Source organism: Bradyrhizobium sp. USDA 4341 (assembly GCF_054063755.1).
The window spans coordinates 7239691-7259427 of sequence record NZ_JBSSGO010000002.1 but is presented as its reverse complement, the minus strand read 5'-3'; the positions used below and the strand labels follow the sequence as shown (position 1 = coordinate 7259427).

The following is a 19737-nucleotide window of genomic DNA, read 5'->3' as shown; positions in this document are numbered from 1 at the left end:
TCAACGGAAGTACTGACATCGTGAGCACAACCGGTTCCCGCATTTGCCTCAGATTGCCGCTCAAAAGCCGGATTAAAGCAGGTCCTCTCCCAAACCGCACACCAAGGCCCTGCTGGCTCGGCGAAGCAGGCCCCCCGGCTCGTATGACACAAGGCCAGCCCAACTCCACCAACCAACTCGCGAACTGGCATCTGGCAAGCATAAGGGAGCGCGACGTGGCGCGCGCTCCCCTCAAGGCTACGCCTTCTGCTCGTACGCGAGCCAGGGCGAAAAACCCATCAGTTCCGCCTCACTCCCATTATTCCGAATCGCCTTCAACAGCCATTCGTCGAAGTTCACGCTCCAAATAAAACGAAGGATCATCGTCAGATGAGTCCGTCTCAACGCTCTCTCGACGACCGCTGCGGGCTTCTTCGACCTTGGAAAGGTATTTTGTAGGCTTGCCTATTCGCTGCCACTCGTTGTTCTCGTTCTTCGTCCACACTTCGGGATTCTGGTGAGGGTCGAGCACCCAATGATTGCGACCCACGTGAACAAAACCCATTTCAGCTAGACGGGGCTCCATCCCCGGTCGGGCAGGACGCGACAATACCAATGGATGATCGCCGTCCAATCGCAATTGATGCTCGAGCAGGATATCGCCTGCGTTTTCGACAAGCGGGTGGGTAACGCGTAGATTTACTACGGACGTGATATCGTTACGCCCGAACTGTTCTCGAAACCGGTCTCCCTTGATCCGGACCGGGCCACCCACTGCTAGCAGGCCGACACTTTCGTCACCCAGCTGATAGCTGAAAAACTTCGCGGGGTTATTCGGATCACGGTAAGTGTTGGCATAGGATCCAGCAACAGTTGCAGCCCACTCAGCTTTCCTCGAAACGAACTCAGAGTACTCTTGTGGGTTGTCGGCGATGTCCCTGATATCGCGACGCAAGTATCTCTCCACGAGATCCATGAAGTCTTCTTGTTCGTCGATTTTGATAATGGGTGGATCGGAACTCAGAGAGTATGGCGCCGCTTCCCCCGACGACGACCCACCTCGCTCCATGCGCGCAACTGTGTCCGCAAAACGGGGGCTATCTCCCGCCTCGCTCGAATCATCAGCCTGATTCGCGCTCGTGGACTGGCTGGATGAGCCAACGATTCTGCCATACATCCGGATCGCTCTCCTATCGGCGAATTGCACGCAATCGAGCTCGTGCCGCGCAAGCTCTGCAGTGAGGATACAATCTCTAGCTGACCACAAGCTTACCGCGCCACCGGCCCACTACGGGGTCGGCAAGGCATCCGCCGGAAGACAGACAACGACTCGGCCGCCCTAAGGCTCCACTGGATAGGTGAACCGCGTGTCCCTTGTCGCGGACGGGCGATCAACGACGTGCCGCTCGACGTTGTTGCTCTCAACCAGTACTAAAATCCCCGATCAATCATTTCCAAGTCACTTAGTCTCGGAGGTTTGAGCACGATGGCCTGATCAAAGATGCGAGCTCACTGATCACGTGCGCGTCACCCGCCCAGGTAGCACATGTGATTGCAATATCCTCTGCTGCTGCTGGACGAGGCGGTCTTCGCTCACGTGACCTCAGCTCCGACTGAGGTGTGGATCTGGCAATTGGCCGGGCACACCCTTGCGCAGGCGCCGCAGCCGATGCAGGCGCCCTGATCATTTAGAACCATGATCTTCTTTTCGATCTCATCGTCCGCGTCATCGTCTAAATCGACAAGCTCGCCCTCTTCGCTGATTCCCTTCAAAGTCATGACATCTCGACCGCACACCTTGAAACAGCGCCCACAACCGATGCACTTCTTGTCATCGATCGATGTCAAGTATTCCGGTATCCACTCGCGGCCATCGCGCGCTGCAAATGACATAAGTCAGCCCCTCTGGTTATTTTCCAGCGCCCTTAAATCATGGCTCTTGCGCTCGAGTTCGGCATAGGCATCGTACGCCTTCTCCGCCACTGTCATGATCGAGCGCCAGTTGACAGGCAATTCCTCCGACAGGTCGTGCAAATCCATTTTGGCTTGCAGCGCTTTTCCTGACAGCTTCTTCAGTTCTGCTTTCAATGCTTCACGATCACTCATGAGCGCCCTCAATAGTTCGCCACGTCCGGAAATCTGCGAACCATGTCGATTCCGTCGTTGACATATTTGTCGCCTTCCTGTGCAAGCTTTACGAGATTAACGAAGCCAAAACGATGCACATCGCGTAGCTGCTTGTTCACGGCGATCAGGCGCCCTGCGATCAACACCACGCGGCCGAAGCCTTCATGATGCAGCTTCATAATGGGCTGGACCATCACGCCGGTGCCCCTCTCGATCGAGAGCGCGACCGCGTCGAAGAACAACTCAAGCCGCCACAGCGTGTCGGGATCGGGATCGCCGACAATCGGCAGGGCGCGCCGCTTCTCCTTGTCCAAGACATAGGGTTCGAGTAGGTCGAGATCGCTCTTGCTCGTCCAGGCGCCGTTGGCATCCTGAGCGCGCCAAATCTTGATCAGCTCCACGAGGAACGGCGCGTCGATGCCGCTACCCTGCCGCACGATTTCTTCGGTCATCTCACCTCATTCGTCGAACTCAAACGCGCGGCGTTGGTCCTTGGCCATGGCCTTGCGCAGCCAGGGAGGTGGCGTTCCCTTCAGTACGTCCTGAAGCTTTTCAAGCAGCACCAGGATGCTTTCCGGCTTGCTCACCTTGATAGGATGGATCTTGTTGGCCACGACCCTCGCGGCGCCAGCACCGCCGATGGCGGCGACGTAGAGAATTGCACAATCCTTGATTGCATCGATCTTCGGCGCCAACTTATCGTCGTTGCCGTCTTCCTTGAGATCGCCCTCAAACTCAATTGCTTTAAGAAAGACGTGCCCGCCCGGCGTGACATCATAGATTGCGATATTCTTTGCCCATCCGAAATGGGCATCGACCCGTCTGAGATCTTGCGTAGCGAAAGCGACCTTCATGCAATCGATCTCTCAGCTGTGCCAGGCGAGCTGTGGCCGGCTCGTCGTGGCAGTGCAGACGGAGCTCGCCAGCTATCGGGCGTAGGCTGATGGTTCTCCTCGCGGTCAGCAATCACGAGATTGGCGATATCGAAGATCATATCGCGCGTACCACGGTAGCCGACGGATAGTTGGTGTCCTGCACCAAGCCGATCGAACATCGGAAAACCCGCGCGATAGAACGGGATTTTCAGCCGAGCCGCCGCCTGCCTACCATGCGAATGCGTGACCAGTAGGTCGCATTGCTTGGTTCTGGCGAGTTCTTCTAGGTCCTCGAGGTCGCCAATGAGGACCTCCTCGGTCTTAACTCGCTCAAGAACGACCGACTGCGTTGTTGTCACTGCTGCGGTCACCTGCGCACCCATGTCATGCAGCATACTGGACAGGTCGAACAGGAGGTCTGGCTCGGCGGCGATCGCAACTCTGCGACCACCAATATGGAAGTGCGCGTCCAGCATTGCATCGGTGAGCTGGCCACGCTGACGCCGATATTTCACCGGTACGGGGCGGCCGCTGATCTCGCTCAAAAAGGCGATGAATTCGTCGTTAGCATCCAGACCGCAAAGCCGTTCGAACAGACGAAATGGCACGCCGGCCTTGGCCTGCAGGACCTCCGCCGCGCGTCGCATCTGTGCGCCAATTGCGATCGTCCATTGAGCGCGTCCCATGCTCGCAATTTCGTCGATGCCGATGCCGCCTATGGTTGTCGGCGTAAACTCATCGGGGATATGCCCATCAAGCGAGCCTGCCAGATCAGGCAAAAAGGACGGCCGCAACCCGAAATCCTCCAGGATGGCCCGGAGTTCGTCTAGATCACCGGGGGTGAGGTGGCATCCTGGAAGAACATTCACCTTGGACGGGTCGCGCAGTCCACTCACGCCCGGCCCCTCGACCAACGCCTCCACAATGCGCGCCACAGCCTTCTCCCAGCCGTCCTGGAACGCTCCCTTGAAATCTGGTGTCGAGACATAGACCAGCGGCAATTTTGCAAGTTGCGGATGCTTGTCCCGGATCAGCTTGAGGTAGGCATCGACATCGTCGCCATTGGTCTCTGTAACCCCGGTTGAGCAGATCCCCACGATCTTTGGCTTGGCTCGGCTGTGGATATTGAGTATCGCCTGCTCGAGATTGTCGTAGCCACCGAGCACGGTTGCGACCTCGCTCATAGCGGTGGTTTGCAGCGGTACTGCTTCCTTGAAATGGCGCACGAAGAGCGTGAGCCCGAAGGATGTACAGCCTTGCGAGCCGTGCAGAAGCGGCATAGCCCCACGCAACCCCATAAAGGCGAAGGCTCCACCGATCGGCTGGCTCATCTTCAGCGGATTGACCGCACAAGATTTAGTAGACGCTTTGACGAGGGCCATAACAGGTCCTTATTCTGCGGCCTGTGGCTGGGCAGATGGTGAGGCCGCCAAGATTCCCTCGATGCGTCTGTTGCAGCAGCCGCCGACCGCATTGGTGTGCTCTCTGACAGCTTCCACGCTGATCAAGCCATGCGCGGTGATCGCATCCTCGATTGTTCCAAGATCGACCTTGTTGCAGAAGCAGATCTCCTTGGCTCGGCGCGCCGTTTCGCCGAGCACAGGATCGCAAGCGATCTCGGCCAGCGGTGATCGCATCTGCACCATCGCCTTCGCCAAGACCTGCCATGGCGCAGGTCGACGCAGCTGCTCCCACATCGGATTGGAGAGCGACTTGTCGATCTCCTCCACCAGTTTGACCATTCCAAGATAGCCCAGATAGGCATGGCACCGCTCTTGGTTGATATCGATCCAGGGCATCGCCGCCTTCAGTGCGACAAACTGCGATTTGCCGCCCGACAGCATGATGTCCGCTTCCGCTTCTTTCAACATTCTGTACATTTCGCGCGGCGTCATCTCCTCGATCATGTGGGCATCCCGCCCCATCAGCTCCTTGATGCGTTCCTTGTCCTCCCTGGTCGATTTCTTCACGCTGGTTCCGACCAATTCGAGACCGACTTCCTGCAGTGCCGCCACGACCGACCATGACTTGACGCCGCCGGTAATCAACAAGACCTTCTTGCCTTTGAATCGTGGCTTGTACGGTTCGATGGCAGCCCAGGCGCGCGTTTCCTCGCGCGCGATCACCGCATCAGTGCGCCCGAGCAACTCTTGGGGGGCGCCGCGCTCGACCAATAAGCGGGCGATCTGGCGAAGCGAATCACTCGAATCCTGGATACCGTAGAACGACCCCTCGAAGAACGGGATCCCGTAGCGTTCCTTCATTTTGCGTGCGACGTTGATCATAGATTTTGAGCATACCAACATCGCCGCCCGCGCACGATGAGAAGAAGCGACCTCGCGATACTTTCCGTCGCCAGAGATGCAGGAGAGAATCCGGACTCCGAGCTCGTCCAGCAATGGCTTCACTTGCCAGAGCTCTCCTGAAAGGTTGTATTCTCCGATCAGGTTGATGTCGTACGGCGTTGTGTAGTCCGGCTCCTGCGTTCCGATGACATGTTCGAGCAGGGCCTCGCCGGCGAGCTTGTTACCCAGGTTTTTGGAGCCAACGAACCCTGGGGAATTGATCGGTATAACTGGTTTGCCGAACCTTTGAGACGCAGCCTTGCAAACCGCATCGATATCGTCGCCGATCATCGCCGGGATGCAAGTCTGATAGACGAAGATCGCGGGAGGGTCCCACTTATTGATGATTTCTGTGATTGCGTTGCACAGCCGCTGCTCGCCTCCGAATACGATATCGGTTTCGTTCAGGTCGGTTGTGAATGCGGTCCGCCACAGATCTGAGCCAGACGACGCCGAGCCGCGATTGTCCCAGGAGTTGCCTTCGCACGCAATCGGACCGTGCACCAAGTGAGCGACATCGGTAAACGGCTGCAGCGCGATCTTGGCACCGTCGAAGGCGCAGCCGCCCGCAGCACTGCCCGGCTGCAGTTGCCTGGTGCAGCCCTTCCTGCGATCAGCCTTGGACTTACTGCCATTCTTGGCGCAGCCCGGCTCGTCGAAGATATTCTGGACCGTGGCCGCTAGCGAACTCATCCGTTTTCCCCTCAGCAAACTAATTGAGAGATTAACCGCCGTGCATTTGTGCCACCGCCGGGTTTGGCGATGGCACGCGCACCGTTCGTCATCAGCGAATGATGTCGAAGCTGTAGTCGGTTTTGCCAAGAAGGTTGGTCTTCTTGTCGATTTCGTCGAAGATCTTGTCGAGGATCTTGACCAGCACATTCAGGCCACCCTGATAACCCCAAACGGGCGAGCGGTGATGGTGATGCCGATCAAAGACTGGAAAGCCAATTCGGATCAGTGGCGTTCCAGTGTCACGCTCGAGGTACTTGCCGTACGTGTTGCCAATCAGAAAATCGACCGGCTCGGTAAATAGGAGCGAGCGCAAGTGCCAGAGGTCCCGGCCAGGGTAGACTTGGCAGCTCTGCCCAAACGGCGAGCTTGCAAGCAGCGCCGCCATTTTTGTCTGCCATGCCTTGTTGCCGTTGGTGGAAAGCACATGGGTTGGCTCGGCGCCCAGTTCGAGCAGAAAGGCAGCTACCCCGTAGCAGAGATCCGGATCACCATAGATCGCGAACTTCTTGCCATGGATATGCGCACTGGAATCGGCGATGGCATCGACCAAGCGGCCACGCTCTCGTGCGAGTTGCTCCGGAATGTCCTTGCCGCCGATCCGCGATAACGCCACCAGCAAGTCATCCGTTGCGGATATGCCAATCGGGTAGTTGAAGGACACGACATCCTGCCCATGCTCGGCCACGAATTGCAACGTTTTCTCCGTACACCACTCCTGCATGGAGATTGTCGCCTTGGCGTGAACGGCGTTGGCTGCGTCTTCCAGCGTGGTGCCACCGTCATACATCCGGAACTCGCCATCTGTCGGGGTGTCGAAGACTTCGGAGTTGTCGGCGAGTATGGTGTGCTGGATTCCCATCAGTTCCAGGATGCGCCTGATCTCGCGAAGGTTTCCGACGGTATAGCCATCGAAACCGCCGATGATGTTGATGGCCTGGTTCGGCCTGCGCTCCAGCTTCGGCACCGTTCCGGCCTTGCCGTCCCAAAAATGCTCCAAGATGCCCTTGAGCGCGTTGTCGTAGCCGGTGACGTGGCTGCCGACGAAGGCCGGCGTGTGGGCGAACGGCACGTCGAACTCCGCCGGAACCGAGCCCTTCTCTTTGGACGTCTTGATGAAGGCGTTCAGGTCATCGCCGATCACCTCAGCCATGCAGGTCGTGGAGACCGCAATCATCTTGGGTTTGTACATGTTGTAGCTGTTGGCGAGCCCGTCGATCATGTTGTTCAGGCCACCGAATACAGCAGCGTCCTCCGTCATCGACGAAGAGACGCAGGAACACGGCTCCTTGAAGTGTCGCGACAGATGGCTGCGATAATAGGCCACGCAGCCTTGCGAGCCGTGAACGAAAGGCAGCGTGCCTTCAAAGCCGACGGAGGCGAATACGGCGCCAAGCGGCTGGCAGGCCTTGGCCGGGTTTATCGTTAGCGCCTCCCGCGCAAAATTCTTCTCGCGGTACTCCGGCGTTTTCGTCCATTCCTTGATACGCTCGACTTCGGCGGGCTCGCGGGGATCCTCGAACATCTTCTTCTTGTCCAGCATCTGCTGGTATTCTGGACCGCGGAACAGTTCGAGATGATCGAGCACGTGCTCGGCACTTTGCGCCATTATTAAGATCCTTTTACTATCGAAATTGACCGCCCCGCTCTCCGCTGAGAGCGAGACTTGTTGCCCTATTCTGCAGCCAAGAGCTTGGCCCTCGGCGTTTCCTTCCAGGGCGCCTTCGTCTTTTTCCAGACAGGCGAGTTGACAGCCATGTCCATGTCGCGCGCAAAGATCGCAAAGCCGTCATAGCCGTGATATGGACCCGAATAGTCCCAGGAATGCATCTGCCTGAACGGCACACCCATCTTCTGGAACACGTATTTTTCCTTGATGCCCGAGCCGATGAGGTCAGGCTGGAGCTTTTCGACGAAGCGCTCGAACTCGTAGCCATTGACGTCGTCATAGATCAGCGTGCTGTCCTTTACGTAGTTCTGAGCGGTGCGCTGATAATCGTCGTTGTGGCCAAACTCGTATCCGGTGCCCACGACTTCCATCCCGAGGTCTTCGTAGGCGCCAATCACATGACGCGGACGAAGCCCGCCGACATACAGCATGACCGTTCGGCCCTCCAGGCGCGGGCGATACTTCGCAACCACCGCGTTGACCAGCGGCTGGTACTTTTCAATCACCCGCTCGGCCCCTTCCTTGATCTTGTCGTCGAAATAGGCCGCAATCTTCCGCAGCGATTCTGCGATCTTTGAAGGTCCGAAGAAGTTGTATTCGCACCAGGGGATGCCGAATTTCTCTTCCATGTGGCGGGAGATGTAGTTCATTGAACGGTAGCAATGCAGAAGGTTGAGCTTGGCTTTCGGAGTTGCCTCGAGTTCAGCGAGTGAACCGTCCCCGGACCACTGCGCGATCACCCGCAGGCCCATTTCCTCCAGCAGAATTCGCGATGACCAGGCATCGCCGCCGATATTGTAGTCGCCGATGATTGCAACATCGTAAGGCGTCGGCTCGAACTTTGGTGCGCCGTCGGGCTCGAGCTTGTCGAAGATCCAGTCACGCACCGCGTCGTTGGCAATGTGGTGACCTAGTGACTGCGACACGCCACGAAAACCCTCGCAGCGGACCGGCACGATGGTCTTGCCTCCATACTCCTTGGATTTAGTTCTTGAGACAGCCTCGATATCGTCGCCGATCAGTCCGATCGGACATTCCGATTGGATGGTGATGCCGTTGTTGAGGGGAAACAGCTCCTGGATTTCGTCAAGAACCTTGACCAGCTTCTTGTCACCACCGAATACGATATCCTTTTCCTGGAAGTCGGAGGTGAATTGCAGGGTCACGAAGCTATCGATCCCCGTCGTACCAACGTAATAGTTGCGGCGCGATCCCCACGAATACTGGCCGCAGCCAACAGGACCATGGCTGATATGGACCATGTCCTTGATAGGTCCCCAAACCACGCCCTTGGATCCCGCATAGGCGCAGCCCCGGATCGTCATCACGCCGGGTATGGATTTGATGTTGGACTTCACCCCGCAGTCGGACTTGCCGGCCTGGTGAACGTTGAGGTGCTTGGCACGCCTTTTCGCGGTTTTCTCCGGATAGATCTTCAGCACCTCCTCGATCAGCTGTTTGTTGCGAGCCCTGATATCTGCGATACTCTGGGTCGTGGCGAGACTCATCTGATGTCCTCAAGGTTAGCTGTTGCAAGAGCGGCTTCTGACCAGAACTTTTGCAACCAGCATGCCAGCGCTTCGCGAACACAAAACCCATAACGATTAACGGCAGTTAGCGCGTCTCGCGCGGGGGCAACGCCGTTGTTGCGAACGCGACATCACGCTTTGCTCGGAGGCTTCTTGGTTTGACCTGTTCGAAAAGGAACAAGGGGGACCTATGTGCGAAATGGCCCCGCTCAGCTATCAGCGCGTGTTTTCGTTCTAGACGTGAACCCATAAATCTGCCGGGCGAACGGCTTGCCAAAATCCGCTATGGCCCGATAGCGACCAAATTCCGCAGCGCGACGAAATAACGCGAAGGGTGAGGAGCGGACGTCAGCTCCAGTTCACGCTACTCTATAAACTTGGCGCAATCTCAGACCTGATCCATTCCACGAAGGTCTGCAAAGCGCGGCGCTGACGGCCAGCGCGCGGGAACACTAGATGATGACCAACGTAGCGGATGTCGGTGGAGCGGCCAGCCAGGGGCGCTATCAGGCGCCCCGATGCTATCTCACTTTCAGCCAACCGAGTTGATTCCAACGTCACGCCAACCCCGCCGCAAGCCATGGCTATTGCGAGGAAGCTGCGGTCGAATCGCATTCCATGGATCGCTGGAGGTTCGAGCCCGTTCGCGGCGAACCATTGATACCATTGAACCTGCTTCACGTCGGAGCGAATAAGAACTTGGCTCAGCAAATCCTTTGGCTGGCGGATTCTCTTCGCGATCTGAGGAGCACACAGAGGGGTGACGGTTTCTTCACCAAGCGGGATCACTTCGAGGCCCTCACCGCGAGGTGAACCGTAGACGATGTCCAGATCGAAATCGTCGTTCGTGAAGCGGGCGTACTCCGTATTGGCGGCGAGCCGAACCTCCAGTTTCGGTTCGGCCGCGAGAAATTTGGTCAGGCGCGGGGCCAGCCATTGCGCTGCGAAACTTGGGGCACAATGCACCCTCAGGAGCTGCGGCCCGCGACCTGCGACTTCTTCGATCCCGCGCCGCAAATTGTCGAAGGCCGCACCGGCGTGGCGCATCAGGTTCTCGCCAGCGGGCGTTAGACGGACGGAACGAGCACTCCGCTCGAACAGAACGGTGCTCATGGTGCTTTCCAGCTTGCGGATCGCGTGGCTGACGGCGCTCGGCGTCAAATGCAATTCGTCGGCCGCGTCGCTGAAGGAGCCAGTGCGCGCAGCCGCTTCGAAGGCCCGGATAGCGGAGATCGGGATGCTCGACAGCAGCATACCCATAAGTGAACCAGATTCACACATCCAAGACAACTGCGCGTTTGTCCCGGCCGGCCCCTCGGCTCTAGCAATGGGGCAAGAGGACCGGCTGCCACCCGCGGCGTCCAAAACGACAGGGACAGGGAGGATTCGAATGCTGCTTCGCGGCAAAACGGCGATCATCACGGGGGCGGCCTCGCCTCGCGGGATTGGCCTCGCAACCGCCAGGCGATTTGCCGAAGAGGGCGCGCGGGTCGCCATCCTCGACATCGATGGGACCGCCGCACAGGCCGCCGCGCAAGGCCTCGGCGACGCTCATATCGGAATTGCTTGCGACGTCGCCGACCAGGCTTCGTGTCAGAAGGCAGTCGAAGCTGTCGCTGACGCTTTCGGCCAAATCGATATCCTGATCAACAATGCCGGCATCACACAGCCGGTCAAATTCCTCGACATCACGCCGGCCGACTGGGACCATATCCAGGACGTCAACCTCAAGGGCGTTCTGTTCCTGTCCCAGGCAGTGATCCCGCATATGCGGAAGCGCAAGTCGGGATCGATTGCATGCATGTCGTCGGTATCGGCCCAGCGCGGCGGCGGCATTTTCGGTGGTCCGCACTACTCGGCGGCGAAGGCGGGGGTTCTTGGGCTTGCCAAGGCGATGGCTCGGGAATTTGGCGCCGATGGTATCCGCGTCAACTGCGTCACGCCGGGATTGGTTGGCACCGACATCACCTCCGGCAAGCTCAACGACGAGATGAAAGCGAAGATCCTGGAAGGCATTCCGCTCGGGCGGCTCGGGGAGGCCAAGGACGTTGCCGGCATCTACACGTTTCTCGCATCGGACCTCTCGGCATACGTCACCGGCGCCGTGATCGACGTCAACGGCGGGATGCTCATTCACTAAGAGCAGCAATGGAGAGACGGATGTCCACGAGTTCACTTGTCAACGCGCCTAGCCTTTCGCAGCATGCGCGCAACATTCGCCGCAACGCCCTGCGCATGGGCGAAGTTCAAGGCCAGGGCTATATCGCGCAGGCGCTCGATATTTCCGACGTGTTGGCAGTCGCATATTTTCATGCGATGCGCTACCGGCCCGAGGAGCCTACCTGGGAAGATCGCGATCGTTTCCTCCTTTCCAACGGTCACTACGCGATCGCCCTTTATGCCGCACTGATCGAGGCCGGCATTATCCCCGAAGTCGAACTCGAGACGTATGGCTTCGACGAAAGCCGCCTGCCGATGTCGGGCATGGCGTCCTACACGCCCGGCATGGAAATGTCCGGCGGGTCCCTGGGGCTCGGACTGAGCATCGCGGTCGGCATGGGCCTCGGGTTGAAGCGCAAGGGCTCCAAGAGCCGTGTCTTCACGCTGTTCTCGGACGGAGAACTCGACGAGGGTTCGAAGTGGGAAGCGATGATGTCGGCTGCACACCACAAGCTCGACAATTTGATCGCGATCATTGACGTCAACAACCAGCAGGCCGACGGCCCTTCGAAACAGATGATGGGGTTCGAGCCGTTGGTCGACAAGCTCGAGGCCTTCGGCTGGTTCGTGCGCCGAGTCGACGGCAATGACCTGGACGCCGTCGTGGCAGCATTCGACGCAACGATTTCGCACCCCGAGCCGCAACCGAGGATCATCATCGCCGACACTCTCATGGGCAAGGGAGTTCCGTTCCTCGAACAGCGCGAAAAGAACCACTTCATTCGGGTCGAAGCGCACGAATGGAAGTTGGCGCTGGCAGAACTTGACGCGGGAGACAGGTCATGAAGTCGGTTACCTCAGCTACGCCCGGGAAACCGCGGCTCACCACCTCCGCGATGATCGCGTCGATCGCCGCCGAGGGACAAAAGACGAAACCGGCGCCGTTCGGTCACGCGCTCGTCGAATTGGCCCGGAGCCGTCCCGAGGTGGTGGGCCTCACCGCCGATCTGGGCAAGTACACGGACCTGCACATTTTCGCCAAGCAGTTTCCAGACCGCTATTATCAAATGGGTATGGCGGAGCAGCTCCTCTACGGTGCGGCTTCGGGCATGGCGGCTGAAGGATTCTTGCCCTTCGCTACGACTTATGCGGTGTTCGCCTCGCGGCGCGCCTACGATTTCATCCACCAGACGATTGCAGAGGAAGACCGCAACGTGAAGATCGTCTGCGCCTTGCCAGGTCTCACCTCCGGCTACGGCCCAAGCCACCAGGCGGCGGAAGACCTCGCGCTGTTCCGCGCAATGCCGAACATGACCGTGATCGATCCCTGCGACGCTCATGAGATCGAGCAGATCGTTCCGGCCATCGCGGCGCATCATGGGCCCGTATATATGCGGCTCTTGCGTGGTCAGGTGCCCCTCGTCCTGGACGAGTACAACTATCAATTCAGGCTCGGCGAGGCATCCTTGATTCGGGACGGTCGGGACGTCCTGATCATCTCCTCTGGAATCATGACCATGCGGGCGCTGGAAGCCGCAAAGGAACTCGCCAGTGATAGCGTGGACGTGGCCGTGTTGCATGTCCCGACAATCAAGCCGCTCGACCACGGAGCGATACTGCGCGAAGCAGGGAAACCTGGCCGTCTCGTCGTGGTCGCCGAGAACCATACCATCATCGGCGGGCTCGGAGAGGCGATTGCAGCGTTGTTGATGCGCTCCGGCGTCCATCCAGCCTTCCGCCAGATCGCGTTGCCCGATGAGTTCCTTGCCGCTGGGGCGCTTCCCACGCTGCACGATCGTTACGGCATTTCGACTGCCGCAGTTGCAAGGCAGATCAAGGGGTGGCTGCGCTAGGCGCGCACCTCGATACGTCAAGTTCGACTGAGGGAAGAATCGCTTACGCGGCGTCGCCGCGGAGAACGATGGCCACTGCCTGACGGTCGGTGCCCGAGAACCGGCGGGAGCTGCAGAAGCGTGCTGCTGCCGATCAATATACCGACACTCAACAAGGAGGAAGCAATGACCAAACGCAAATCGACTGCCATCACCCGTCGCAAGTTGCTCCTGGCCGGCGCGGCCGTCCCCTTGTGCGCCATCCTCAGCCGCCCGGCCGCCGCCGCAGAGTTCACCTACAAGCTCGCGACCGGGCAGGACCCCGCGCATCCGGTGAATGCTCGGGCCAAGGAGGCCGCCGATCGCATCAAGGAAGCGACTAGCGGTCGCCTAGAAATCAATCTCTTTCCGGCCAACCAGCTTGGCTCGGATACGGATCTGCTGACGCAGGTTCGCAACGGTAGCGTCGAGCTTTTCAACCTCTCCTCTCTGATCCTCGCCACCCTTGTACCCGCCGCTGGCATCGTGAATCTCGGCTTCCTCTTCCCCAACTACGATGCCGTCTGGAAGGCCATGGACGGCGAACTCGGCGCCTACATCCGCGCGCAGATCGCCAAGACGCCCGTCATGGCGGTGTCCAAACCTTGGGACAATGGCTTCCGCCACATCACGTCGTCGGGCCGTGAGATCAAGACACCGGACGACCTCAAGGGCTTTAAGCTCAGGGTACCTGCCGCACCCAATCTGACGTCGCTCTTTCTTGCGCTCGGGGCAGGACCAGCGCCGATCAACTTCAACGAGGTCTATTCCGCGCTCCAGACCAAGGTCGTGGACGGTCAGGAAAATCCCCTTCCGATCATAGCAACGGCGCGCCTGTATGAGGTGCAGAAGACCTGCAGCCTGACGGGTCACGTCTGGGACAATTACTGGATCCTCGGCAACAAGCGCGCGTTCCAGAAGCTTCCGCAGGACGTGCAAGAGATCGTGACGCGCGAATTCGATCGCTCGGCCAACGATGAACGAGCCGACATCGCAAAGCTCAGTGAGTCCCTCCGCACCGATTTGACAGCCAAGGGGATGCAATTCCTCGACGTCGACCGATCCGCCTTTCGGCAGGCGCTGGCAAAGACGAGCTTCTATGCCGACTGGAAATCCAAATTCGGCGAGGAGGCCTGGGTTCAACTTGAGAAAGCCGCGGGCAAGTTGAGGTGAGCCATGGAACATGCGCACATGGACGGGGCGACACTTGCTCTTCCTGAGCCTGCCTCCGGATGGCGCAAGGCTGTTGTGAGCCTGAACAAGGCACTGAAGCCCGTCGTCGCCATTCCTGCCGCACTGCTGGTCATTGCGGAGGTGATCGTCCTTTTCGTCGGCATCGTCTCTCGCTACGTGCTCCACACCCCGATTGTCTGGTCGGATGAGCTCGCCGGCATCCTGTTTCTATGGCTGGCGATGCTGGGATCGGTCGTCGCCTTCCAGCGGGCCGAGCATATGCGGATGACGGCCATCGTTGGCATGATCCGACCGGAAGCCAGGTTGTTCCTTGACGTCTTTGCGACGGCTGCCGCGTTCGCGTTCCTGCTTCTGGTAATTCGCCCCGCCTACGAGTTTGCGGCCGACGAAGTCTTCGTCACAACTCCGGCTCTGGGAATAGTCAACACTTGGCGCGCGGCCGCCCTGCCGGTCGGCGTCGGCTTGATGCTGGTCGTAGCCACCCTGAGGCTGGCAGCCACAGCCAATGCGAAGCACCTTGCGGCTGCGATCGCTGCGGTAGGAACGCTGATCGGGGTTCTCGCGCTGCTCGCACCAATCCTTAAACCCCTCGGCAATCTGAACCTGCTGATCTTCTTCGTGTTTATCGTTGGCGCCATGGTTTTCGCAGCGGTGCCGATCGCATTCGCGTTCGGCCTGGCGACCATCGGCTACATAACACTGACGACCAGCACACCCGACGTGGTCGTTATCGGTCGCATGGACGAAGGCATGAGCCATCTCATCCTGCTCGCGGTGCCGATGTTCGTGTTCCTCGGCTTGTTGATCGAAATGACCGGTATGGCCCGCGCTATGGTCGGTTTCCTCGCCAGCCTGCTCGGCCACGTTCGGGGCGGCCTCCAATATGTGCTGGTCGGTGCGATGTATCTGGTCTCGGGTATTTCGGGATCCAAGGCGGCCGATATGGCAGCAATAGCGCCTGTGCTCTTCCCCGAAATGACCAGACGCGGCGCGAAGCGTGGTGACCTCGTCGCGCTCCTGTCGGCGACCGGTGCTCAGACCGAGACGATCCCCCCATCATTGGTGTTGATCACGATCGGATCGGTGACGGGTGTGTCGATCGCGGCCCTGTTCACGGGCGGGTTATTGCCGGCGATCGTGCTCGCGGTCGGACTGTGCGCGGTGGTGTGGTGGCGGTACCGTCGAGAGGATTTGTCGCACGTTCAGCGGGCGACCAGGCGTGAAATCGGCCGTTCCTTTCTGATCGCGATTCCCGCCATTGCCCTTCCATTTGTGATCCGCGCCGCAGTGGTCGAGGGGATAGCAACAGCCACCGAGGTCTCGACGATAGGCATCGTCTATTCCGTATTGGCCGGGCTTTTTATCTATCGCCGGTTCGACTGGCGTCGCCTCTATCCGATGTTGGTTGAGACCGCGGCTCTTTCCGGCGCGATCCTCTTCATCATCGGTGCGGCGACGGGGATGGCCTGGGCTTTGACCCAATCGGGCTTCTCGGCATCTCTTGCGAAGTTCATGACCTCCTTGCCGGGTGGTGCGCCGATATTTCTGATCGTCACCATCCTTGCGTTCGTCGTCCTGGGAAGCGTGCTCGAAGGCATCCCTGCCATCGTTCTCTTCGGTCCGCTGCTTTTCCCCATTGCCCGTCAGGTGGGGGTGCATGAGGTCCACTATGCCATGGTCGTCGTTCTGGCGATGGGGATTGGACTTTTCGCGCCGCCATTCGGCGTCGGCTACTATGCGGCGTGCGCCATCAGCCGGATTCATCCCGACGAAGGCATGGGTCCGATCCTGGCGTACATGCTGGCCCTGCTCCTCGGCACGGTCATAGTGGCTGCAGTGCCGTGGATTTCCATAGGTTTCCTTTAAAATCCGCGAAACGTCTCAGCTGCGGAGATCGTCCGCAAGGTGAGCTTCTGGCGAGCTAGACAGGTTGTTCGCACAGTTCTTTGCCCCTCGTGGAGGCAACGATCCGGGCGCGAAGCGACACCCGGCGTTCAGGGGCATACCCGACTATGGATCGCGCATCGACCAGATCACCATGCGAGTTTTCGAAAAGGCCTGACGTGAATGCGGGTCGCCCTTCGCTCGAAGCTCCGATTACTTTCACGACAGCGCGACTAGCCTCTGGAAGGCCGATCCTACGTCATGTCCACTTCGATCATGGACGACCGGGTCGAGCCACTAGCAAGCCCGGCCAAGTTCGCTATGCCGCCGAAAGCGGAAGCATATGCAAAGCGTTACCGGTACGGCCGCGCGGCGTTGCCGGTTGATGGCGCGGCCCGAGACATGATTCAAGCTCCGAAACCGGAGCCTCGAATCATGCGCTACGAACTCAGCGATTACGAATGGACCGCCATCAAACCGATGCTGCCGAACAAGCCGCGCGGCGTTCAGCGCGTAAATGTCCGTCGCGTGCTTAATGGCATCTTTTGGGTCCTGCGTTCAGGTGCGCCATGGCGCGACCTGCCGTTAGAACTACGGCCCCCGCGCTCGACGAAGGCGGACGCAAAGGAAAAACGGCTGCAAGGTGCCCTGGCCGACCAGGCTTGCCAATGCGAACTTTGCTTGCCGAGACCTCAGGTGTTGACCTTCTGCGATGACGATGATCAGGCACGACGTCATTCTACTTCGCAGCTCAATGCAGCCTCCCTCTCACCTTGACGCAGCACGCCCGCCGGTCACGCCAATAGCTGGCGTGCCTTGATAAGTGCGCGCGCGAGCACATCAATTTCTTCACGGGTGTTGTAAAGTCCAAGGGACGCACGGCATGTTGCCAGTGTGCCGAAGCGCTTGAGCAGCGGCATCGCGCAGTGCGCCCCCGCCCGCACCGCTACGCCGGCGCGATCGACGACGGTGGCAATATCGTGCGCATGCGCACCTTTCACATCAAACGAGATGATCGGCCCCTTCTCGGCCGGCGTCCCGATCGTGCGCACGAAGTTGATGTCCCCGAGCTTCTCCTGCGTGTAAGCGAGCAGTGCGCTCTCGTGCTTGCGGATCTGCACCTTGCCTATCGAATTGATGTAATCCACGGCTGCGCCCAACCCGATCGCCTCAACGATCGGCGGCGTACCCGCTTCGAACCGGTGCGGCGGATCCCCATAAATGACACCGGAACGCGAGACCTCGCGGATCATCTCGCCGCCGCCATTGAAGGGCGTCATCGATGCCAGATGCTCGGATTTTCCGTAAAGCACGCCGATTCCGGTCGGACCATAGAGTTTGTGGCCGGTCATGACGTAGAAATCGCAATCAATGTCGCAGACGTCGACGCTCAGATGGACGCATCCCTGTGAACCGTCGACCAGCACCGGGATACCACGAGCATGTGCGACCCTCACCAGGTCTTTCACCGGCAAGACCGTGCCGAGCACGTTCGACATCTGTGTGATTGCGACCATCTTGGTGCGCGAGGTCAGCAGTCGTTCAAATTCATCGAGCAATAAGTTACCGGCATCATCCACTGGTGCCCATTTGATCACTGCACCGAGCCGTTCCCTAAGAAAATGCCATGGCACAATATTGGAGTGGTGTTCCAAAATTGACAGAACGATCTCATCACCCGGGCTGATGCGCTCACGACCGAAAGTCTGCGCGACCAGATTGATTGCCTCGGTGGCGCTGCGGGTGAAGATGATCTCTTCGTTCAAATGCGCGTTCACAAACCGCGCCACCTTGGCACGGGCGCCTTCATAGGCCTCGGTCGCCGCATTGGCGAGATAGTGCAAGCCGCGATGAACGTTGGCATATTCGCTGGAGTACACCTGCATCATGCGGTCAAGTACCGCCTTTGGCTTTTGCGCGGACGCAGCGTTATCGAGGTAGACGAGCGGCTTGCCGTACACGGTCATGGCCAGCGCAGGAAAGTCACTACGCAGACGGTCGACCTCGTAACGACCATCGCTGACCGCGGGATGTTCGCTCATCGCCGCAGCCAGTGTTCAGCTTGCGCGGCCACAAAATCGCGCAAGTTATCGGCAGCGATCTCCTCAATCGACCCTCCAATGAACGCTTTAATGAGCAACATCTGCGCATCCTTCTCGGATAGCCCCCGCGCGCGCAGATAGAATACGAGATTGCCATCCAGCGCTCCTGAGGTCGCTCCGTGGCCGCAGGTCACGTCGTCGGCCGAGATTTCAAGTTCTGGCTTATTGTCCGCCTCGGCCTGATCGGATAAGAGCAACGCTCGCGTCGACAGGCTGGCGTCGGTCTTCTGGGCGACGGGACGAACGACGATTCGGCCCTGAAACACCGAGCGGCCCCAATCATCAACGACCGCGCGGAACTTCTGCCGACTGGTGCAATGCGGCACGGCGTGGTCGACCACGATTGTTGTGTCGGCGTGCAGTTTATCTTTGATGAGATTAACCCCGTTCGCAGAGAGCTTGGATCCCTCGCCGCCCAGCGTCACGAATCCCTGATAGCGATTGATGGAGCCGCTGCACGTCATGCTGAAGAGATCGAGCTTAGCTCTGGTGCCGACCGCGATGATCCCCGATGAGATGTTCACCGCATCAGCGGCGTCGGCCGCTACCCGGATGTGCGAAAGGCTCGCCTCGTCCCCAACCAGGGCAATTAGCACATCGTTGGCCTGATAGCCGCTTGAGCCTTCGGCCGAGATGAAACTTTGCATTACGGCCGCATGCGCCCCTTTATCGAGCTGCAGATATGAGCGTGTAAAAGCGGACACCGAGGATCCGGTTGCGACCTGAACGATTTGAACTGGGCGTTTAATCGTGTTGCCTTCGGCAATCGTAATCACCAGACCATCTCTGGCCATTGCCGCATTGAGCGAGATCACCGCATCGTCCGTCGTCGAAAGCACCAGACCGGCCATTGCGCCAGTACCCGAGTTCTCCAACACCTCTCGCAGTGACTGCACATGGAGCTCATTTTGCAGCTCGCCGAGATCCGATAGCTCGGGCGCGAATATGCCGTCCACCAAGACCAATTTGACCGCATGATCGACAGCCACTCGTCTGGCCGACGCCTTTGCGCGCGCCAGCGCCGCCGCATCCGGTCGCGGAGCGAGTGGCAACACCTCGCCGATCATGGCACGCAGATCCGTGTATCTCCAGGCCTCCATGCGCCGATGCGGCAGGCCGGCGCGCTCATAGGCTTCGAATGCCCTCGCACGGATATGGGGGACGAGGCCCGCGCCAGGCAGCCGTCCGAGCGCTGCTGCGAGAACATTGCTCGTTGCGCACCCGGCATCGGCCTTAGCCAATACTTGCTTCATGGGGAAGTCCCTTGAGC

Annotated in this window: 17 protein-coding genes and 1 pseudogene; 6 read left to right on the top strand and 12 right to left on the bottom strand. The window is 59.1% G+C overall.

Annotated elements, in window-relative coordinates; genetic code table 11:
• Positions 1-298 precede the first annotated feature (298 nt).
• The 10 genes from ACVIGB_RS40340 to ACVIGB_RS40295 all read right to left on the bottom strand — a co-directional run bounded on the left by ACVIGB_RS40340 (position 299) and on the right by ACVIGB_RS40295 (position 10507).
• Complete coding sequence (locus tag ACVIGB_RS40340; RefSeq protein ID WP_456718481.1) at positions 299-1156, bottom strand: host specificity protein; 858 nt, start codon at positions 1154-1156, stop codon at positions 299-301.
• A gap of 416 nt (positions 1157-1572) precedes the next feature.
• A complete protein-coding gene (gene fdxB, locus ACVIGB_RS40335) occupies positions 1573-1872 on the bottom strand; it encodes a ferredoxin III, nif-specific (RefSeq protein ID WP_456718482.1) in 300 nt (99 codons plus the stop codon).
• 3 nt (positions 1873-1875) lie between these two features.
• On the bottom strand, positions 1876-2085 hold the full coding sequence (locus tag ACVIGB_RS40330; RefSeq protein ID WP_456718483.1) for a CCE_0567 family metalloprotein: 210 nt from the start codon (positions 2083-2085) through the stop codon (positions 1876-1878).
• A gap of 8 nt (positions 2086-2093) precedes the next feature.
• Positions 2094-2558 carry a NifX-associated nitrogen fixation protein gene (locus ACVIGB_RS40325; protein WP_456718484.1) on the bottom strand — a complete coding sequence of 155 codons (465 nt, stop codon included), beginning with the start codon at positions 2556-2558 and terminating at the stop codon, positions 2094-2096.
• A 6-nt stretch (positions 2559-2564) separates the two neighbouring features.
• Positions 2565-2960 carry a nitrogen fixation protein NifX gene (gene nifX / locus ACVIGB_RS40320; protein WP_456718485.1) on the bottom strand — a complete coding sequence of 132 codons (396 nt, stop codon included), beginning with the start codon at positions 2958-2960 and terminating at the stop codon, positions 2565-2567.
• A complete protein-coding gene (gene nifN, locus ACVIGB_RS40315) occupies positions 2957-4363 on the bottom strand; it encodes a nitrogenase iron-molybdenum cofactor biosynthesis protein NifN (protein WP_456718486.1) in 1407 nt (468 codons plus the stop codon). The genes nifX and nifN overlap by 4 nt, the downstream gene beginning before the upstream one ends.
• 9 nt (positions 4364-4372) lie before the next feature.
• Positions 4373-6019, bottom strand: a complete 1647-nt coding sequence (gene nifE / locus ACVIGB_RS40310; RefSeq protein ID WP_456718487.1) for a nitrogenase iron-molybdenum cofactor biosynthesis protein NifE — start codon at positions 6017-6019, stop codon at positions 4373-4375.
• A 91-nt stretch (positions 6020-6110) separates the two neighbouring features.
• Positions 6111-7667 (bottom strand): nitrogenase molybdenum-iron protein subunit beta, encoded by a 1557-nt coding sequence (gene nifK, locus ACVIGB_RS40305; RefSeq protein ID WP_456718488.1) that lies wholly within the window; start codon positions 7665-7667, stop codon positions 6111-6113.
• Between the two features lie 65 nt (positions 7668-7732).
• Positions 7733-9235, bottom strand: coding sequence for a nitrogenase molybdenum-iron protein alpha chain (nifD, locus tag ACVIGB_RS40300; RefSeq protein WP_456718489.1), 1503 nt, complete (start codon positions 9233-9235; stop codon positions 7733-7735).
• 390 nt (positions 9236-9625) lie between these two features.
• On the bottom strand, positions 9626-10507 hold the full coding sequence (locus ACVIGB_RS40295) for a LysR substrate-binding domain-containing protein (RefSeq protein WP_050420793.1): 882 nt from the start codon (positions 10505-10507) through the stop codon (positions 9626-9628).
• 139 nt (positions 10508-10646) lie between these two features.
• On the opposite strand from ACVIGB_RS40295, the gene ACVIGB_RS40290 reads away from it, so the two are divergent.
• The 6 genes and pseudogenes from ACVIGB_RS40290 to ACVIGB_RS40265 all read left to right on the top strand — a co-directional run.
• Positions 10647-11396 (top strand): SDR family NAD(P)-dependent oxidoreductase, encoded by a 750-nt coding sequence (locus ACVIGB_RS40290; RefSeq protein ID WP_456718490.1) that lies wholly within the window; start codon positions 10647-10649, stop codon positions 11394-11396.
• A gap of 20 nt (positions 11397-11416) precedes the next feature.
• Positions 11417-12262, top strand: a complete 846-nt coding sequence (locus ACVIGB_RS40285) for a transketolase (RefSeq protein WP_456718491.1) — start codon at positions 11417-11419, stop codon at positions 12260-12262.
• Positions 12259-13269, top strand: a complete 1011-nt coding sequence (locus ACVIGB_RS40280; RefSeq protein WP_456718492.1) for a transketolase family protein — start codon at positions 12259-12261, stop codon at positions 13267-13269. The genes ACVIGB_RS40285 and ACVIGB_RS40280 overlap by 4 nt, the downstream gene beginning before the upstream one ends.
• A 165-nt stretch (positions 13270-13434) precedes the next feature.
• Entirely contained in the window at positions 13435-14460 is a 1026-nt protein-coding gene (locus ACVIGB_RS40275) for a TRAP transporter substrate-binding protein (RefSeq protein WP_456724960.1), read from the top strand.
• A gap of 3 nt (positions 14461-14463) precedes the next feature.
• Entirely contained in the window at positions 14464-16347 is a 1884-nt protein-coding gene (locus ACVIGB_RS40270; protein WP_456718493.1) for a TRAP transporter large permease, read from the top strand.
• 453 nt (positions 16348-16800) lie between these two features.
• Positions 16801-16968 (top strand): annotated as a pseudogene (locus ACVIGB_RS40265) (transposase); the annotation flags it as partial.
• Between the two features lie 191 nt (positions 16969-17159).
• Here ACVIGB_RS40265 and ACVIGB_RS40260 read toward each other — a convergent pair.
• Both ACVIGB_RS40260 and sufD read right to left on the bottom strand, forming a co-directional pair.
• Positions 17160-18407: a cysteine desulfurase gene (locus ACVIGB_RS40260; RefSeq protein ID WP_456718494.1), complete on the bottom strand. Its 1248-nt coding sequence runs from the start codon at positions 18405-18407 to the stop codon at positions 17160-17162.
• Entirely contained in the window at positions 18404-19720 is a 1317-nt protein-coding gene (sufD, locus tag ACVIGB_RS40255) for a Fe-S cluster assembly protein SufD (protein WP_456718495.1), read from the bottom strand. The genes ACVIGB_RS40260 and sufD overlap by 4 nt, the downstream gene beginning before the upstream one ends.
• Positions 19721-19737: the final 17 nt, after the last annotated feature.

Excerpts from the sequence above, each read along its gene's own strand:
- ACVIGB_RS40340 (WP_456718481.1), bottom strand. The coding sequence starts at position 1,156 with ATGTATGGCAGAATCGTTGGCTCATCCAGCCAGTCCACGAGCGCGAAT.
- fdxB (WP_456718482.1), bottom strand. The coding sequence starts at position 1,872 with ATGTCATTTGCAGCGCGCGATGGCCGCGAGTGGATACCGGAATACTTG.
- ACVIGB_RS40330 (WP_456718483.1), bottom strand. The coding sequence starts at position 2,085 with ATGAGTGATCGTGAAGCATTGAAAGCAGAACTGAAGAAGCTGTCAGGA.
- ACVIGB_RS40325 (WP_456718484.1), bottom strand. The coding sequence starts at position 2,558 with ATGACCGAAGAAATCGTGCGGCAGGGTAGCGGCATCGACGCGCCGTTC.
- nifX (WP_456718485.1), bottom strand. The coding sequence starts at position 2,960 with ATGAAGGTCGCTTTCGCTACGCAAGATCTCAGACGGGTCGATGCCCAT.
- nifN (WP_456718486.1), bottom strand. The coding sequence starts at position 4,363 with ATGGCCCTCGTCAAAGCGTCTACTAAATCTTGTGCGGTCAATCCGCTG.
- nifE (WP_456718487.1), bottom strand. The coding sequence starts at position 6,019 with ATGAGTTCGCTAGCGGCCACGGTCCAGAATATCTTCGACGAGCCGGGC.
- nifK (WP_456718488.1), bottom strand. The coding sequence starts at position 7,667 with ATGGCGCAAAGTGCCGAGCACGTGCTCGATCATCTCGAACTGTTCCGC.
- nifD (WP_456718489.1), bottom strand. The coding sequence starts at position 9,235 with ATGAGTCTCGCCACGACCCAGAGTATCGCAGATATCAGGGCTCGCAAC.
- ACVIGB_RS40290 (WP_456718490.1), top strand. The coding sequence starts at position 10,647 with ATGCTGCTTCGCGGCAAAACGGCGATCATCACGGGGGCGGCCTCGCCT.
- ACVIGB_RS40285 (WP_456718491.1), top strand. The coding sequence starts at position 11,417 with ATGTCCACGAGTTCACTTGTCAACGCGCCTAGCCTTTCGCAGCATGCG.
- ACVIGB_RS40280 (WP_456718492.1), top strand. The coding sequence starts at position 12,259 with ATGAAGTCGGTTACCTCAGCTACGCCCGGGAAACCGCGGCTCACCACC.
- ACVIGB_RS40275 (WP_456724960.1), top strand. The coding sequence starts at position 13,435 with ATGACCAAACGCAAATCGACTGCCATCACCCGTCGCAAGTTGCTCCTG.
- ACVIGB_RS40270 (WP_456718493.1), top strand. The coding sequence starts at position 14,464 with ATGGAACATGCGCACATGGACGGGGCGACACTTGCTCTTCCTGAGCCT.
- ACVIGB_RS40260 (WP_456718494.1), bottom strand. The coding sequence starts at position 18,407 with ATGAGCGAACATCCCGCGGTCAGCGATGGTCGTTACGAGGTCGACCGT.
- sufD (WP_456718495.1), bottom strand. The coding sequence starts at position 19,720 with ATGAAGCAAGTATTGGCTAAGGCCGATGCCGGGTGCGCAACGAGCAAT.